Raw genomic sequence first — 14,612 nt, 5'->3', positions numbered from 1 at the left:
ATGACACCCATGAGCCCCACCCGCCGCACCGTCCAGCTCCTCCTCGGCCTGCTCGGCTACGCGCTGTCCATGGCGCTGCTGATCCACGCGGGCCAGGGCGGGATGCCGTGGGACGTGCTGCACCAGGGCGTCGTCCGCCGCACGGGGCTCCCGTTCGGCGTCGTCGTCGGGTCGCTGAGCGTGCTGGCCCTGCTGGCCTGGATCCCGCTCCGGCAGCGGCCCGGGATCGGCACGGTCGCGAACGTCGTCGTCATCACGCTGACGATCGACCCGGCCATTGCGCTCGTCACGCGCCTCGTGCCCGACCCGGGCGTCGCCGCGAGCGTGGCCCTGGCCGTCGGGGGCATCGTGCTCAACGGCCTCGCGACGGCGGCCTACCTGGGCGTGCGGCTCGGCCCGGGACCCCGCGACGGACTCATGACCGGCCTGGTGGCGCGCACCGGCTGGTCGGTCCGGCTCGTGAGGACCCTCCTCGAGGTCGTCGTTGTGACGCTGGGCTGGGCGCTCGGCGGCACGCTCGGCTGGGCGACGGTCGCCTACGCGCTCGCCGTCGGGCCGATCGTCCAGCTCACGGCGCGCTGGTTCGCGCCGCGCGGGCTCGTCGCCGCCGCGGCCTCCGAGGCGGCGACGGACATCGTGGCGGCGTCGGACGGCGAGCCCGCGTCGGACGTCGAGACCGCGTCGCGGGAGCCCGTCCCCGCGACCGCAGGCCCCCGGCCGGACGAGGGAGGCATGCCCGCGTCCGGCCGGTGAGGAGACGACGACGGCCCCGGCGTGCTGCCGGGGCCGTCGTCGCGTGCGGTGGCGTGCGTCAGGCGACGCGGCCCTGCGGGGCGTTCTCCGCCGTCTTGCCCGGGTCGCGCTCGACGGCGCCCCCGAGGATCTCGTCGATCCGGGCCATGAGCTCGGCCGGGATCGTCACGCCTGACGCCTTGACGTTCTCCGCGACCTGCTCGGGGCGCGACGCCCCGACGAGCGCCGCGGCGACGTTGTCGTTCTGCAGCACCCACGCGATCGCGAGCTGCGCCATGCTCAGGCCCAGCTCGTCGGCGACGGGCCGGAGGTTCTGCACGCGCGTGAGCACGTCGTCGGTGAGAAAGCGCTGGATCATGCGCGCGCCGCCCTTGTCGTCGGTCGCGCGCGACCCTGCCGGCAGCGGCTTGCCGGGGAGGTACTTGCCGGACAGCACGCCCTGCGCCATGGGCGACCAGACGATCTGCGAGAGCCCGAGCTCGCGCGACGTCGGCACGACCTCGTCCTCGATGACGCGCCAGAGCATGGAGTACTGCGGCTGGGAGGAGATGAGCTGGAACCCGAGGTCCTGCGCGAGCGCGTGGCCCGCGCGGATCTGGTCCGCCGTCCACTCGGAGACGCCGATGTACAGGGCCTTGCCCTGGCGCACGATGTCGGCGAACGCCTGCATCGTCTCCTCGAGCGGCGTCTCGGTGTCGTACCGGTGCGCCTGGTAGAGGTCGACGTAGTCGGTGCCGAGCCGCTTGAGGGAGCCGTTGATCGACTCCATGACGTGCTTGCGCGACAGGCCGGTGTCGTTGGGGCCGCCGGGGCCGGTCGGCCAGTAGACCTTCGTGAAGATCTCGAGCGACTCGCGTCGCTGGCCCTTGAGGGCGTCGCCGAGCACCTGCTCGGCCTTCGTGTTGGCGTAGACGTCCGCGGTGTCGAACGTCGAGATGCCGGCGTCGAGGGCTGCGTGCACGCACGCCGTCGCGACGTCGTTCTCGACCTGGGAGCCGTGGGTGAGCCAGTTGCCGTAGGTGATCTCGGAGATCTTGAGACCAGAGTTGCCGAGGTAGCGGTAGGTGGGCATGGACCCAACCTAGCCGCGGGCCCGGCCGCTCGCGGGGCCGGGCGCCGTCGTCACTCGGGGTAGACGCCGTGCTTCTTGTGCGTCGGCTTGGGCAGCCGCGCGCGGCGGAGCTGGAACGCCCGCATGACCGCGTACATGACCGTGCCCTTGGGGATGTCGCCGAACTTCGCGAGGAGGCGCTTGCGCAGGCGCCGCCACATGATGAAGCCGTCGACGACGGTGAGCAGGACGATGACGTACAGCGTCATGACCGTGAGGAACGCGAGCTCCTGGTTCCGCGCCGTGAGGAACGAGAACACGATGAAGACGAGGGCGACGGGCAGGAAGAACTCACCGAGGTTCCAGCGGGCGTCGACGTACTCGCGCACGTAGCGCTTGACCGGGCCCTTGTCGCGCGGCGGCAGGTAGCGCTCGTCGCCGGTCTGCATGGCCTGGTACTGACGGTCACGCATCTCGCGCTGCTTCTCCCGCGCGGACTTCGCGGCGGCGCGGCGGTCGTTCGGCACGAGGGGACGCTTGTTCGCGGCCTCGGCGACCTTGCGCTTAGGGGTCGGGCGGCCCTTGCCGGCGCGCTCGATCTCGGCCGCCTCCTCGACGGGGTCGGGGGCGGCGGGGGTCGCGGCGGCCTTGTTGCGGGAGAACACCCCTCCAGGGTAGTCGAGCCGACGGGGTGCCTGGACGCGGGTCCGGGGCCGCGCGGTGTCGTACCGTGCTGGTCGTGACGAACTCACCCGAACCCACCGCCCCCGCGCCCGGCACCGCCCTCGCGACCACGCTCCGCGAGACCGTCGCCCGGCTCTTCCCGGCGCTGCGCGCCGACCTGGAGTCGCTCGTGCGCGTGCCGAGCGTCTCGAACGCCGCGTTCGACCAGGCGCACGTCGCCGCCAGCGCCGACGCCGTGGCCGCGCTCCTGCGCGACGCCGGCCTGCCCGAGGTCCAGGTGCTGCGCGCCCGGGCCGAGGACGGCACCGAGGGCGCGCCCGCCGTCGTCGCGCGCCGCCCGGCGCCCGACGGCGCCCCGACCGTCCTGCTGTACGCGCACCACGACGTCCAGCCCCCGGGCGACGCCGGCACGTGGGAGACCGACCCGTTCGAGCCGACCGAGAGCGACGGCCGCCTCTACGGCCGCGGCGCGGCCGACGACAAGGCGGGCGTCGTGGCCCACCTCGGTGCGCTGCGTGCCCTCCTGGAGATCGGCGAACTCCCCGTCGGGGTGACGGTGTTCGTCGAGGGCGAGGAGGAGATCGGCTCGCCGACGTTCCTGCCGTTCCTCACGCAGCACCGCGACCTGCTCGCGGCCGACGTCATCGTCGTCGCCGACTCCTCGAACTGGAAGATCGGCGTCCCCGCGCTCACGACGTCGCTGCGCGGGCTCGTGGACTGCGAGGTCGAGGTCGCGGTGCTCGACCACGCGGTGCACTCGGGCATGTTCGGCGGCCCCGTGCTCGACGCCGTGACGCTGCTCGCGCGGCTGATCACGACCCTGCACGACGAAGCGGGCAACGTCGCGGTGCCCGGGCTCGCCACCGCGGACGAGCCGACCGTGGACTACGCCGAGGCCGACTTCCGCGCCGACTCCTCGCTCCTCGACGGCACCGTCCTCGCGGGGGAGGGCAGCATCGCCGGGCGGCTGTGGACCAAGCCGGCGATCGCCGTGATCGGGCTCGACGCGCCGAGCGTCGCGCACGCGTCGAACACCCTCACGCCCCGCGCGACCGCGAAGCTCTCGGTGCGGCTCGCGCCCGGCCAGGACCCGGCGGCCGCGTTGGCGGCGCTGCGCACGCACCTCGAGTCGCACGCGCCGTTCGGCGCGCGCGTGACCGTGCGCGACGGCGAGCAGGGCAAGCCGTTCCTCGCCCCGGCGGACTCCGAGGCGATGCGGGCCGCGCGGTGGGCGTTCGCGACGTCGTGGGGCACGGACCCCGTCGACATCGGCATCGGCGGGTCGATCCCGTTCATCGCCGACCTGCTCGAGGTCTTCCCCGACGCGGCGATCCTCGTCACGGGCGTCGAGGACCCGGACTCGCGCGCGCACGGCGCGAACGAGTCGGTCCACCTCGGCGAGCTGGAGAAGGTCGTGCTCGCCGAGGCGCTCCTGCTCGCCCGGCTCGGCGGCGCGGTCGCCTGACCCGCGACCGCCCGGTCCGCACGCGGCGGCGCTCCCCGGTCGGCCGGGGAGCGCCGCCGTGCGGCGTCAGGCGTCAGGCACGGTGCGCGACGTCGACCGCCCGGGCCCACCGCGCGACGTCGTCCGGGAGCTCGGGGGAGGTGACGTCGCCGCCCAGGAGCCCGACGACGTCGGGCGCGGCGATCCGGTCGCCGGACCCGCGCGCGAGGAAGCGCCCGGCGACGAGCCCGCGCGCGCAGAGGTCACCGCGGCGTGTGAACACCTGCTCGAGGTACACGACGCGCTCGTCCCACCCGAGCACGCGCGTCGTGATCTCGAAGCGGTCCCCGAGCTGCAGGGAGCGGCGGTACTTCATGGTCGACGCCGCGACGACGGGGTACCAGCCCTTGTCCTTGAGCAGGGGGAACCCGCCGAGGTCGGCGATGAAGTTGCTGCGCGCGACGTCCATCATCTGCAGGTACACGCCGTTGTTCACGTGCAGGTAGAAGTCGAGGTCGCCCGGACGCACGCGCATGCGCGTGACGGACGGCTCGAGGACGCCGCGGCCCGGCACGGCCTTGCGCGGCATCGTGCTGGCGACGAGGAGCTGGATCTGGCGGGTCACCGGGGCAGGCTACTACCCCGCACCAGCGGTATCGGGTATCTGTCGTCGACGGCGGGCGATCCCCCTCCAGGTCGGTGTGCGAGGATGCGCGCCGTGACGACGACGAGCCCCGCCCCTCGCCCCACCGCCACCGCCGACACCGGGTCGCCCGCCCCGCACCCGTGGCAGGTCCGCGCGTTCCGTGCGGTCGCGATCGCCGAGGCGTTCTCCTGGGCCGGCCTGCTCGTCGGCATGTACCTCAAGTGGGTCGCCGGGACGACCGAGCGCGGCGTGGAGATCTTCGGGCCCGTCCACGGCGGGCTCGTGCTCGTGTACGTCGCGCTCGCCGTGCTCGTCGCCGTGCGCGTCCGCTGGTCGCTCTGGACGACCTTCCTCGCGCTCGCCGCGACCGTCCCGCCGTTCTGCACCGTCCTCTTCGACGTGTGGGCGCACCGCACCGGCCGCTACGCGCGCCGCTGACCGCTCGGGTCGGCTGACCCCAGGCCCGCCGACCGCTCGGCCCGATCAGACCGGCGGGTCGGGGTCGTACTGGATCCCGCGCCGCACGGCGCGTGCGACGTCGGCGCTCTCCAGGCGCGCGACGAGGTGCAGCGCCATGTCGATCCCCGCGGACACCCCGGCGGAGGTGACCACGTCGCCGTCGTCGACGTAGCGCGCCTCCGTGTCGACCACGACGCTCGGGTCGATCCGCGCGAGCTCGTCGTAGTGCGCCCAGTGCGTCGTCGCGGGCCGGCCCCCGAGCAGCCCCGCCGCGGCGAGGACGAGCGAGCCCGTGCAGACGCTCGCGATCACCGGGGTGCGCGCCCGCATCGCGCGCAGCCACTCGAGGTGCACGCGGTCGCCGAGCAGCGGGCGCGTCCCGCGACCGCCGGGGTACACGAGCAGGTGGAGGGGGCCGACGTCGTCCGCCGAGCGGTCGGGGAGCAGGCGGAGGCCCTTCGCGAGCCGCACGCCGCCGCCGTCCCACGAGAACGTCGACACCTGGGGCTTGAGCACCGAGTGCTCGGCCCAGGCCGACAGCACCTCGAACGGCCCGGCGACGTCGAGCTCCTCGGCCTCGTCGAAGACGAAGATGCCGACGTTCGTCCCGTTGCCCGTTCCCATGGCCACCTCCGCGCGCCCTCGCGTCCCGAGGGCCTCGACCGCTCCTGCCCGCGCGCCTAGAGGCCGGGCAGGGCGAGCATCTGGTCGAGCGCGACGCGCGCCCAGTGCGCGTCGTCGGCGTCCACGACGATCCGGTTCACCACGCGACCGGCGACGAGCGACTCCATCGCCCACACGAGGTGCGGCAGGTCGATCCGGTTCATCGTCGAGCAGAAGCACACCGTCGAGTCGAGGTAGTGCACCTGCTTGTCCGGGTGCGCCCGCGCGACGCGGCGCACGAGGTTGAGCTCGGTCCCGATCGCCCACGCCGAGCCCGGCTCGGCGGCGTCGAGCATCTTGATGATGTACTCCGTCGACCCGACGAAGTCCGCCGCCGTGACGACCTCGTGCTTGCACTCGGGGTGCACCAGCACGTTGACGTCCGGGACGGCCGCACGGACGTCCTCGACGTTCTTCGCCGAGAACCGCCCGTGGACCGAGCAGTGCCCGCGCCACAGGATCATGCGCGCGTCGCGCAGCTCGGCGTCGGTGAGACCGCCGTTCGGCTTGCGCGGGTCGAACACGACGCAGTCGTCGAGCGACATCGCGAGCTTCAGCACCGCGGTGTTGCGGCCCAGGTGCTGGTCGGGGAGGAACAGGACCTTGCCCGTGCCGTCCACGCCGCCCACCTGGTCGAACGCCCAGCGCAGCGCGACCTCCGCGTTCGACGACGTGCACACCGTGCCGCCGTGGCGCCCCGTGAAGGCCTTGATCGCGGCCGAGGAGTTCATGTAGGTCACGGGGATCGTCGAGTCGGCGATGCCGACCTCCTGCAGCACGTCCCACGCGTCCTCGACCTGGTCGATGGCGGCCATGTCCGCCATCGAGCAACCCGCTGCGAGGTCCGGCAGCACGACCTGCTGCGCGTCGGACGTGAGGATGTCCGCGCTCTCGGCCATGAAGTGCACGCCGCAGAAGAGGATGAACTCCGCCTCGGGGCGGGCGGCCGCCTCGCGCGCGAGCTTGAAGGAGTCGCCCGTGACGTCGGCGAAGTCGATGACCTCGTCGCGCTGGTAGTGGTGGCCCAGGACGAACGCCCGCTCGCCCAGCGCGGCGCGCGCGACCCGGGCGCGCTCGACGAGGTCGGGGTCGCTCGGCGCGGGCAGGTCGCCCACGCACTCGACGCCGCGCTCGGACGCGAGGTCCCGGCCCTGCCCCAGCAGGAGCAGGGCGGACGGGTTGGGCTCGACGAAACCGCCCGGGCGTGCGGTGCTCGGACCGCCCACGGACGACAACAAGGTGTTCCCGGTGCTCACGGGACCATCGTCGCACAGCGCCGCGGAGACGGAGAGGGTCCTCTCACCGCGGATCGGCGCGCCCGGGCACGACCCGCCGGGCCGCGCCCGGGCTGGCACAATCCGGGCATGCGCGTGCTGCTCACCGGGTCCGCCGTCCCGCCCCCGCCCGACGGCGCGTGGCCGGGCCGCGACGTCGTGCCAGCTGCCGCCGGACCGAGCCTCGCCGACGTCGCCTCGTGGTGGTCCGCGCACGGCGCCGTGGACACCGTGCCCCTCGCGGCCTCGGGGCCCGCGTTCCTCGACGCCCTCGCTCCCGTCGCGCCCGAGGTCCTCGCGGGCGTCGTGCCGGGCCCGGGCGGCGCGGAGGTCCCGGTCGCCGTCCGACGGCGCGCGTCCTCGCCGCACGAGGGTGTGCAGGCCCGGACCGTCGTCGTCGACGCGTCCCAGGTCCCGGCCACCGGGGAGGCCGTCGTCGTCGATGCCGACGGGACGCCGACGACGGTGCCCGCCCGCTCGTCGACCGCCGTCGGGCACCTGCTCGCGCTCGCGGTCGACGCCGCTCGGGCGGGGTCGGATCCCGGCCGGGTCGTCCTCGCGACCGGGGGCAGCACGAGCCACGACGCGGGCTTCGGGGCGCTCCTCGCGCTCGCGGGCGAGCCGTCGGCGTCCGAGGTGGCGCCCGCCCGGCTGGCGGACGTCGTGCGCGCCGCGCGCGCCGCGCTGGGCGGCACGCACCTCGTGGCGGCCGTCGCGTCCGACGTCCCGCTCCTCGGTCTGCACGGCGCGAGCGCGACCCTCGACGCGCGCGGTGTCGACCCGCTGGTGGCCCAGCACCTCGAGCGCGCGCTCGGCGCGGTCGCGCACGACGTCGCCGCCGCCGCCGACCGCGCGGACGCGGCCGGGCCGGGGGAGCACGGGATCGTCGGGCGCGACCTGCTCGCGGGCGCGACGGCGGGCCGCCGCCTCGCCGCGCTGCCGGGGGCGGGCAGCGGGGGAGGGCTGGGCTTCGCCGTCGCGGCGCTGGGCGGCAGGCTCGTGCCCGCGCTCCGGGTCGTGGCGGACGACGTCGGGCTCGACGCGCGGCTCGCGGACGCGGACGTCGTCGTGGTGCTCGCCGACGAGCTCGGCGCGCACGAGCTCGGCGAGGGGACCGTCCGCGAGGTGGCCGGCCGGGCGGCGCGGCACGCGCTCCCGGTGGTCGTCGTCGCGCGCGCGGTCGTCGCGGGCCGTCGCGAGCAGGCGGCCGCGGGGCTCAGCGGTGCGTACGCGTGGGGCGACGGCGACCCGCGCGACCTCGTGGAGCGCGTCGCGCGCACGTGGTCGCGCGGCTGAGGCGCGCGTCGGCCGAGGTCGACGGCGCCACCCGTGCGGCTCCTCCGTCGTCGTCCTTGCACCCCGTGCGGCGAGGCCCGTTCGACCTTCCTGCCGCGCGGGGTCGTAGACTCGGGAACACCACCGGCACGTGTGGTGTTGAGGACCTGACGGGATCTCTCTCGAGAGATCCGAGAAGCCGGCCACCACCGGGGCAGCACTGCCCCCGACAGCGCGGAGACGAGATGAGCGAGACCACCGACATTGCCACGCACGGCGTCAACCTGACCGACGAGGCCGCGGACAAGGTCCGCACGCTCCTCGAGCAGGAGGGTCGCGACGACCTGCGCCTGCGCGTCGCGGTGCAGCCCGGCGGCTGCTCCGGCCTGATCTACCAGCTCTACTTCGACGAGCGCGTGCTCGACGGCGACGCGCTGCGCGACTACGACGGCGTCGAGGTCGTGGTCGACAAGATGAGCGTCCCCTACCTCGAGGGCGCGACGATCGACTTCGCCGACACGATCGAGAAGCAGGGCTTCACGATCGACAACCCCAACGCGGGCAGCGCCTGCGCCTGCGGCGGCTCCTTCAGCTGAGCCGTCCGGCGTGCCGCGCGCACGCCACCGGACCGCACGAGCCCGGTCACCCGTCCGCGGGTGGCCGGGCTCGCGTCGTCCGCGGGTCGTGCCGCCCTGCCGCGCTCGCGGCGGGGTCAGCCGCCGATCTCGACGGTGATCGCCCAGGCCTCGGCCTCTCCCTGACCGGGGAGCCGTTCCTCGCCCACGACCGCGTGCCCGCGCATCCGCGCCCACGCGGGGACGTCGAGGCGGGCGGCCGGGTCGGTCGACCACACGGTGAGCCGGGCGCCCGGCGCGAGGTCGCGCGCTGCCGCCGCGAGCCGGATCACGGGGAGCGGGCAGCGCAGCCCGCGCGCGTCGACCACGTCGCCCGCGTCGCCGGACGCGCCGGACGCCGGCAAGGGCGGGGGAGCGCCGGTCACAGGCCCTGCACCCCCAGCGCCGCGCGCACGCGGGCGACGGCGTCCGGCAGGGCGGCGAGCAGCCGTTCGACGTCGTCCTCCGTCGTCGAGCGGTCCAGGGCGACGCGCACGTTGCCGTGCGTGAGCACGCCCATCGCCGCGAGGACGTGCGAGGGCTCGAGCGAGCTCGACGTGCACGCCGACCCGGAGCCGACGGCGATGCCCTCGCGGTCCAGGTCGGTGAGCAGCGCCTCGCCGTCCACGTAGAGGAAGGAGAAGGTCGCGACGTGGGGGAGCCGGTCGACCGGGTCGCCGACCACCTCGACGTCGGGGATCTGCGCGACCCGTGCCCGCACGCGGTCGACGAGCGCCCGACGCCGCGCGTCCTGCGCGTCCCGGTCGGCCAGCACCGCCTGCAGCGACACGGCCGCGGCGAACGCCGCCGGGACGGACACCCCGCCGGGTGCCCACGGGTCCGCGTCCTCCGGGAACGGGCTGCGCCGTCGGACGCGGGAACGCACCGCGAGGACACCGATGCCCGGACCGCCGCCCCAGTCCGCCGGGTCGGCGGCGAGCGCGTCCCAGGTCTCGGGGACGACGTCGTGCCCGAGCGTGGCCCCCGCGTCCACGAGCAGCGGGACCCCCGCCCCCCGCGCCGCCTCGTGCACGGCCGCGACCGGCTGCCGCGTCCCCACCTCGCCGTTGGCGGCCTGGAGCGCGGCGAGCGCCACGCCCGGGCGGCCGACGGCGTCGGTCATCTCCGCGGCGTCGACGCGGCCGGACCTGTCCACCCCGACGACCTCCCGCTCCAGGCCACCGTGCTCGGCGGCGTGCAGGACGGCGGCACGCTCGACGGCGCCGACGACGACCCGTCGCCCCGCGCGGTGACGCGCACCGGCGAGCGCGGCGACGGCCGTGTGGAGGGACGCGGTGTGGTTCGCGGTGAAGACGACCTCCTCCGTGCGCGCGCCCAGCGCGGCGGCGACGGCTTCGCGGGCGCCGTCGAGCAGGGCCGCGGCACGCCTGCCCTCGGCGTGGAGGCGTCGGGGGTCGGCCCAGCCGTCGTCGAGCGCGCGGTCGAAGGCCTCGCGCGCGAGCGGGTGCCAGGGGGCGCGCCCCCCGTTGTCGAGAAGGACCCGGCGATCGGGGGTGGTGTGTGTCACATGGCCTCCAGGGCGCGGGCGGGGCCGTCGCGGAGCGGGGGACGGCCGGGCTGAGACGGCCCGAGCGGGCGCAGGGCGCCGGTCGAGGTCCGGCGCACGGCGTCGGATCGTTGCGCTCGCGCGCCCCGCGACGAGGTGCCTCCGGGAGTCCGAAGGTCCCACCGGCACGCTACCGTGCTGCCCGGTGGGCCGACGGTGTGGCAAGGATCTGACAGACTCGGGACGGGTGTGCCGAACCCACCCCTGACCGGCCACGACGTGTGCCGCATCTCGCCCGTCCGCAGCGCGTTCCGGGCCACGAAGGGCGGAATCCCGCGCTAGGCTTCGTGTGTCGAGGACGAAGGTCCTGTGCTGGGCTCGTAAAGACGGGCACGGGCAGGACGTGACGTGAAAGGCCCCCCTTGCACTCGCAACCCCCTAGCCGCACACGGCGCACCATCCTGCGGGCGACGGCCCTCGCCGTCGCCGTCGCCGCGGTGGCGTCCGGCTGCGCCACCGACACCGTCCAGCGCGGGTTCCTGCCCGGTTACGAGGACGGGGAGGTGACCAACCAGACCGCCCGGATCACGTCGCTGTGGACCGGCTCCTGGATCGCGGCCCTCATCGTCGGCGTGATCACGTGGGGCCTGATGCTGTGGTGCGTCGCCGCGTACCGCAAGCGCAAGGACGACCACCAGCTCCCCGTGCAGACGCGCTACCACCTGCCGCTCGAGATCATGTACACGGCCGTGCCGATCCTCATGGTCCTCGTCCTCTTCTTCTACACGGACCGCGACATGAGCGCGATCGTGGACAAGGACGTCGAGTCCGACCTCACGGTCCAGGTCATCGGCAAGCAGTGGAGCTGGGACTTCAACTACGTGGACGACGACGTCTACGAGACGGGCCAGCACCTGGCGGACGTCGGCGACACCATGACCGACGACGCGACGATCGACGGTGCCCCGGGCACGGCGGCGGCGCTGCCGACGCTCTACCTGCCCGTCGGTGAGTCGGTGCGGTTCGAGCTGCAGTCGCGCGACGTCATCCACTCCTTCTGGATCCCCGCGTTCCTCTACAAGCTCGACATGATCCCGCACCGGACGAACGAGTTCGTGGTCACCCCGGAGCGCGAGGGCGTCTACGCCGGCAAGTGCGCCGAGCTCTGCGGCGAGCACCACTCCGGCATGCTGTTCAACGTCGAGGTCGTCGACCGCGCGGAGTACGACGCGCAGATGGAGGCGCTCCGCGAGAAGGGCCAGGAGGGTCAGATCCCGGTGGAGGGCTTCAGCCGTCTCCAGGACCCGAACCCTGTCACCGCTACCACGGAGGGTGAGAACTGATGGTCGCGCAGGCCGAAGTCATCCCCGGTCTCGCGCCGCGGCGTCAGACCCTCGGGCGGACCGTGATCAAGTGGGTCACGTCCACCGACCACAAGACGATCGGGTACATGTACCTGATCACGTCGTTCATCTTCTTCTGCATCGGCGGCCTCATGGCCCTCGTGATCCGTGCGGAGCTCTTCGAGCCCGGCATCCAGATCGTGCAGAGCAAGGAGCAGTACAACCAGCTCTTCACGATGCACGGCACGATCATGCTGCTGCTGTTCGCGACCCCGCTCTTCGCCGGGTTCGCGAACGTGATCATGCCGCTGCAGATCGGTGCGCCGGACGTCGCGTTCCCGCGACTGAACATGTTCGCGTACTGGCTCTACCTCTTCGGTGGTCTCATCGCCTCGGCCGGCTTCTTCACGCCGCAGGGCGCCGCCTCGTTCGGGTGGTTCGCGTACGCGCCGTTGTCGAACACGACGTTCAGTCCAGGGCTCGGGGGAGACCTCTGGGTGTTCGGGCTCGCGCTCGCCGGCTTCGGCACGATCCTCGGTGCGGTCAACTTCATCACGACGATCATCACGATGCGCGCGCCCGGCATGACGATGTTCCGCATGCCGATCTTCACGTGGAACACGCTCATCACGAGCCTCCTCGTGCTCATGGCGTTCCCGCCCCTGGCCGCCGCGCTCTTCGCGCTCGGCGCCGACCGGCGCCTCGGTGCCCAGATCTTCAACCCCGAGAACGGGGGCGCCATCCTGTGGCAGCACCTGTTCTGGTTCTTCGGGCACCCTGAGGTCTACATCATCGCGCTGCCGTTCTTCGGCATCGTGTCCGAGATCTTCCCGGTGTTCGCCCGCAAGCCGATCTTCGGCTACAAGGGCCTCGTCTACGCGACGATCGCGATCGCTGCGTTGTCCGTCACCGTGTGGGCCCACCACATGTACGTGACCGGCGCGGTCCTCCTGCCGTTCTTCGCCTTCATGACGATGCTCATCGCCGTGCCGACCGGCGTGAAGTTCTTCAACTGGATCGGGACCCTCTGGCGAGGGAAGCTGACGTTCGAGACACCGATGCTGTGGTCGATCGGGTTCCTCGTGACCTTCCTCTTCGGCGGTCTCACGGGCGTCATCCTGTCCAGCCCGGCGCTCGACTTCCACCTGTCCGACTCGTACTTCGTGGTGGCGCACTTCCACTACGTCGTGTTCGGCACCGTGGTGTTCGCGATGTTCGCCGGCTTCTACTTCTGGTGGCCCAAGTTCACCGGGCGCATGCTCAACGAGCGCCTCGGCAAGGTCCACTTCTGGCTGCTCTTCATCGGCTTCCACATGACGTTCCTCATCCAGCACTGGCTGGGCGTCGAGGGCATGCCGCGCCGCTACGCGGACTACGCGCCGTCCGACGGCTTCACGTGGGAGAACCAGGTCTCGACGGTCGGGGCGTTCATCCTCGCCGCGTCGACGCTGCCGTTCCTCTGGAACGTCTACACGACCTGGCGCAACGCGCCCAAGGTCCAGGTCGACGACCCGTGGGGCTACGGCCGCTCGCTCGAGTGGGCCACGTCCTGCCCGCCGCCGCGGCACAACTTCACGTCGCTGCCGCGCATCCGCTCCGAGTCGCCCGCGTTCGACCTGCACCACCCCGAGGTCGCCGCGATGGACCACGCGGAGCCGAACCCCAACGTCCTGGAGAAGGTCTACGGGGAGGCCGACCGCCGCGGTGAGAAGAGCGTCGCGCTCGACCGCCTCGGCGACAAGCAGGCAGGCAGCGACTCGACGTCGACGATCATCATCGACGAGCCGCGCACGGGTGACACGGACGAGGAGGCCGGCAAGTGAAGGTCGAGTACAAGCTGTTCATCTTCCTGACGCCCTTCTTCGCGCTCATCGGCGTGGTGTACGGGTTCTGGAGCGGCTGGGAGCCCGTCGGCAGCGCCGCGCTCCTCCTGACCGCAGGTCTGTCGGGCATGATCGGGGCGTACCTGGCGCTCACCGCCAAGCGGATCGACGCGCGGCCCGAGGACGACCCGGACGGCCTCATCGAGCAGGGTGCTGGCGACCAGGGCGTGTACGCCCCGTGGAGCTGGTGGCCGCTCGCGATCGCAGGCTCGGCGGCGATCGTCTTCCTCGGCCTCGCGGTCGGCTGGTGGCTTGTCTACGTGGGTATCGCGCTCAGCGCGATCGCCCTCGTCGGCTGGGTCTTCGAGTTCTCCCGCGGCCAGCACGCGCACTGACGCACCGCTTCCGGACGGCCCGATCCCCTCACGGGGGTCGGGCCGTCCTGCTGTCTGCGCGGGGGCGTAGGGCGTTCGTTGCTGCGGGGACACGTCCGAGTGCCGGAGCCGCTCTCTGTGGCGCTCTGACGGCGTTCTAGCGTCCCAGGCCGGAATGGGGCGCCAACGCCTGGGCGGGAGCGCCCCCGTTCGGGCGGGAGCGCACACGCGCGGACGGGAGCGCCCTTGCGCGGGCGGGAGCACACACGCGCGGACGGGAGCGGACACGGCAGGGCAGGGCCGCAGGTTCGTAGGGCGGCCTCACGTCGAGCGGGGAAGCCGTCACGACGACGGCGACCCGGACGCGCCCCGGCTCGCTCGCTGAACGGCTGTGGCGTCTTCGTCCAGTGGTCCAGCGCGGGACGGTGCGTGGTCGCGGTGCGGGGCAGTGTGAGGGGCGGTGTGGGGCAGGCGACGGAGCGCGCCGGAACGTCGTGACGGCCGGAGACGCTGCCGGCGACGCCCCCCGGGGCCGACGCCATGACGCGGCACCTATTGGCGACCGCGGACTGACCGGGGTGGCCCTGGGCGGCCGCCGACAACGAGGTTGGTCCCGCTATCCACCGGATAGCGGGACCAACCTCGTTGTGGTGGGGGAGCGGGGTCGTGCTCGCCGACCGGGTGTCGTGCGGCGGGGTCGTC

At 73.4% G+C, this 14,612-nt stretch carries 15 protein-coding genes; 8 read left to right on the top strand and 7 right to left on the bottom strand.

Going from position 1 to position 14,612, the window contains the following annotated elements:
• The first annotated feature begins 9 nt into the window (after positions 1–9).
• Complete coding sequence (gene yczE, locus BXA05_RS13300) at positions 10–753, top strand: membrane protein YczE (protein WP_076405431.1); 744 nt, start codon at positions 10–12, stop codon at positions 751–753.
• A 58-nt stretch (positions 754–811) separates the two neighbouring features.
• Here yczE and BXA05_RS13295 read toward each other — a convergent pair whose 3' ends face one another.
• Together BXA05_RS13295 and BXA05_RS13290 are read right to left on the bottom strand one after the other, a co-directional pair.
• Positions 812–1,825 (bottom strand): aldo/keto reductase family protein, encoded by a 1,014-nt coding sequence (locus BXA05_RS13295; RefSeq protein ID WP_076405429.1) that lies wholly within the window; start codon positions 1,823–1,825, stop codon positions 812–814.
• 50 nt (positions 1,826–1,875) lie between these two features.
• Entirely contained in the window at positions 1,876–2,469 is a 594-nt protein-coding gene (locus tag BXA05_RS13290; RefSeq protein ID WP_076405427.1) for a DUF3043 domain-containing protein, read from the bottom strand.
• 74 nt (positions 2,470–2,543) lie between these two features.
• Here BXA05_RS13290 and BXA05_RS13285 point away from each other — a divergent pair, with 74 nt between their 5' ends.
• On the top strand, positions 2,544–3,953 hold the full coding sequence (locus BXA05_RS13285; RefSeq protein ID WP_076405774.1) for a dipeptidase: 1,410 nt from the start codon (positions 2,544–2,546) through the stop codon (positions 3,951–3,953).
• A 73-nt stretch (positions 3,954–4,026) separates the two neighbouring features.
• Here the strand turns inward: BXA05_RS13285 and BXA05_RS13280 are convergent, their stop codons facing one another.
• The gene (locus BXA05_RS13280) at positions 4,027–4,557 is read right to left on the bottom strand and encodes an acyl-CoA thioesterase (RefSeq protein ID WP_034652193.1); all 531 of its coding nucleotides are present in this window, start codon (positions 4,555–4,557) and stop codon (positions 4,027–4,029) included.
• 93 nt (positions 4,558–4,650) lie between these two features.
• Here BXA05_RS13280 and BXA05_RS13275 point away from each other — a divergent pair, with 93 nt between their 5' ends.
• A complete protein-coding gene (locus BXA05_RS13275; protein ID WP_244550465.1) occupies positions 4,651–5,016 on the top strand; it encodes a DUF3817 domain-containing protein in 366 nt (121 codons plus the stop codon).
• A gap of 45 nt (positions 5,017–5,061) precedes the next feature.
• On the opposite strand, the gene BXA05_RS13270 is transcribed toward BXA05_RS13275, so the two are convergent.
• Both BXA05_RS13270 and nadA read right to left on the bottom strand, forming a co-directional pair.
• A complete protein-coding gene (locus BXA05_RS13270) occupies positions 5,062–5,661 on the bottom strand; it encodes a DJ-1/PfpI family protein (protein WP_076405423.1) in 600 nt (199 codons plus the stop codon).
• Positions 5,662–5,717: 56 nt separating this feature from the next.
• Positions 5,718–6,926: a quinolinate synthase NadA gene (gene nadA / locus BXA05_RS13265; RefSeq protein WP_076405421.1), complete on the bottom strand. Its 1,209-nt coding sequence runs from the start codon at positions 6,924–6,926 to the stop codon at positions 5,718–5,720.
• 138 nt (positions 6,927–7,064) lie between these two features.
• Between nadA and BXA05_RS13260 the strand changes: the two genes are divergently transcribed.
• Together BXA05_RS13260 and erpA are read left to right on the top strand one after the other, a co-directional pair.
• Positions 7,065–8,270 (top strand): glycerate kinase, encoded by a 1,206-nt coding sequence (locus BXA05_RS13260; protein ID WP_076405419.1) that lies wholly within the window; start codon positions 7,065–7,067, stop codon positions 8,268–8,270.
• A gap of 224 nt (positions 8,271–8,494) precedes the next feature.
• Positions 8,495–8,845 carry an iron-sulfur cluster insertion protein ErpA gene (gene erpA, locus BXA05_RS13255; protein ID WP_043658948.1) on the top strand — a complete coding sequence of 117 codons (351 nt, stop codon included), beginning with the start codon at positions 8,495–8,497 and terminating at the stop codon, positions 8,843–8,845.
• 116 nt (positions 8,846–8,961) lie between these two features.
• Here erpA and BXA05_RS13250 read toward each other — a convergent pair whose 3' ends face one another.
• Together BXA05_RS13250 and BXA05_RS13245 are read right to left on the bottom strand one after the other, a co-directional pair.
• A complete protein-coding gene (locus BXA05_RS13250; RefSeq protein ID WP_244550464.1) occupies positions 8,962–9,249 on the bottom strand; it encodes a sulfurtransferase TusA family protein in 288 nt (95 codons plus the stop codon).
• On the bottom strand, positions 9,246–10,391 hold the full coding sequence (locus BXA05_RS13245) for a cysteine desulfurase family protein (protein WP_076405415.1): 1,146 nt from the start codon (positions 10,389–10,391) through the stop codon (positions 9,246–9,248). Before BXA05_RS13245 ends, BXA05_RS13250 begins: the two co-directional genes overlap by 4 nt.
• A gap of 401 nt (positions 10,392–10,792) precedes the next feature.
• Between BXA05_RS13245 and ctaC the strand changes: the two genes are divergently transcribed.
• The 3 genes from ctaC to BXA05_RS13230 are packed head-to-tail and all read left to right on the top strand — an operon-like array spanning position 10,793 to position 13,931.
• Complete coding sequence (ctaC, locus tag BXA05_RS13240; protein ID WP_021482035.1) at positions 10,793–11,713, top strand: aa3-type cytochrome oxidase subunit II; 921 nt, start codon at positions 10,793–10,795, stop codon at positions 11,711–11,713.
• The gene (ctaD, locus tag BXA05_RS13235) at positions 11,713–13,536 is read left to right on the top strand and encodes an aa3-type cytochrome oxidase subunit I (protein ID WP_021482036.1); all 1,824 of its coding nucleotides are present in this window, start codon (positions 11,713–11,715) and stop codon (positions 13,534–13,536) included. Before ctaC ends, ctaD begins: the two co-directional genes overlap by 1 nt.
• Positions 13,533–13,931 (top strand): cytochrome c oxidase subunit 4, encoded by a 399-nt coding sequence (locus BXA05_RS13230; RefSeq protein ID WP_076405413.1) that lies wholly within the window; start codon positions 13,533–13,535, stop codon positions 13,929–13,931. Before ctaD ends, BXA05_RS13230 begins: the two co-directional genes overlap by 4 nt.
• The last annotated feature ends 681 nt before the right edge of the window (positions 13,932–14,612 follow it).

The organism is Cellulosimicrobium funkei (genome assembly GCF_900155925.1).
Taxonomy (GTDB): domain Bacteria; phylum Actinomycetota; class Actinomycetes; order Actinomycetales; family Cellulomonadaceae; genus Cellulosimicrobium; species Cellulosimicrobium funkei.
This window is presented reverse-complemented; position numbering and strand designations above follow the sequence as displayed.

Excerpts from the sequence above, each read along its gene's own strand:
- ctaD (WP_021482036.1), top strand. The coding sequence starts at position 11,713 with ATGGTCGCGCAGGCCGAAGTCATCCCCGGTCTCGCGCCGCGGCGTCAG.
- BXA05_RS13270 (WP_076405423.1), bottom strand. The coding sequence starts at position 5,661 with ATGGGAACGGGCAACGGGACGAACGTCGGCATCTTCGTCTTCGACGAG.
- yczE (WP_076405431.1), top strand. The coding sequence starts at position 10 with ATGAGCCCCACCCGCCGCACCGTCCAGCTCCTCCTCGGCCTGCTCGGC.
- erpA (WP_043658948.1), top strand. The coding sequence starts at position 8,495 with ATGAGCGAGACCACCGACATTGCCACGCACGGCGTCAACCTGACCGAC.
- BXA05_RS13295 (WP_076405429.1), bottom strand. The coding sequence starts at position 1,825 with ATGCCCACCTACCGCTACCTCGGCAACTCTGGTCTCAAGATCTCCGAG.
- BXA05_RS13260 (WP_076405419.1), top strand. The coding sequence starts at position 7,065 with ATGCGCGTGCTGCTCACCGGGTCCGCCGTCCCGCCCCCGCCCGACGGC.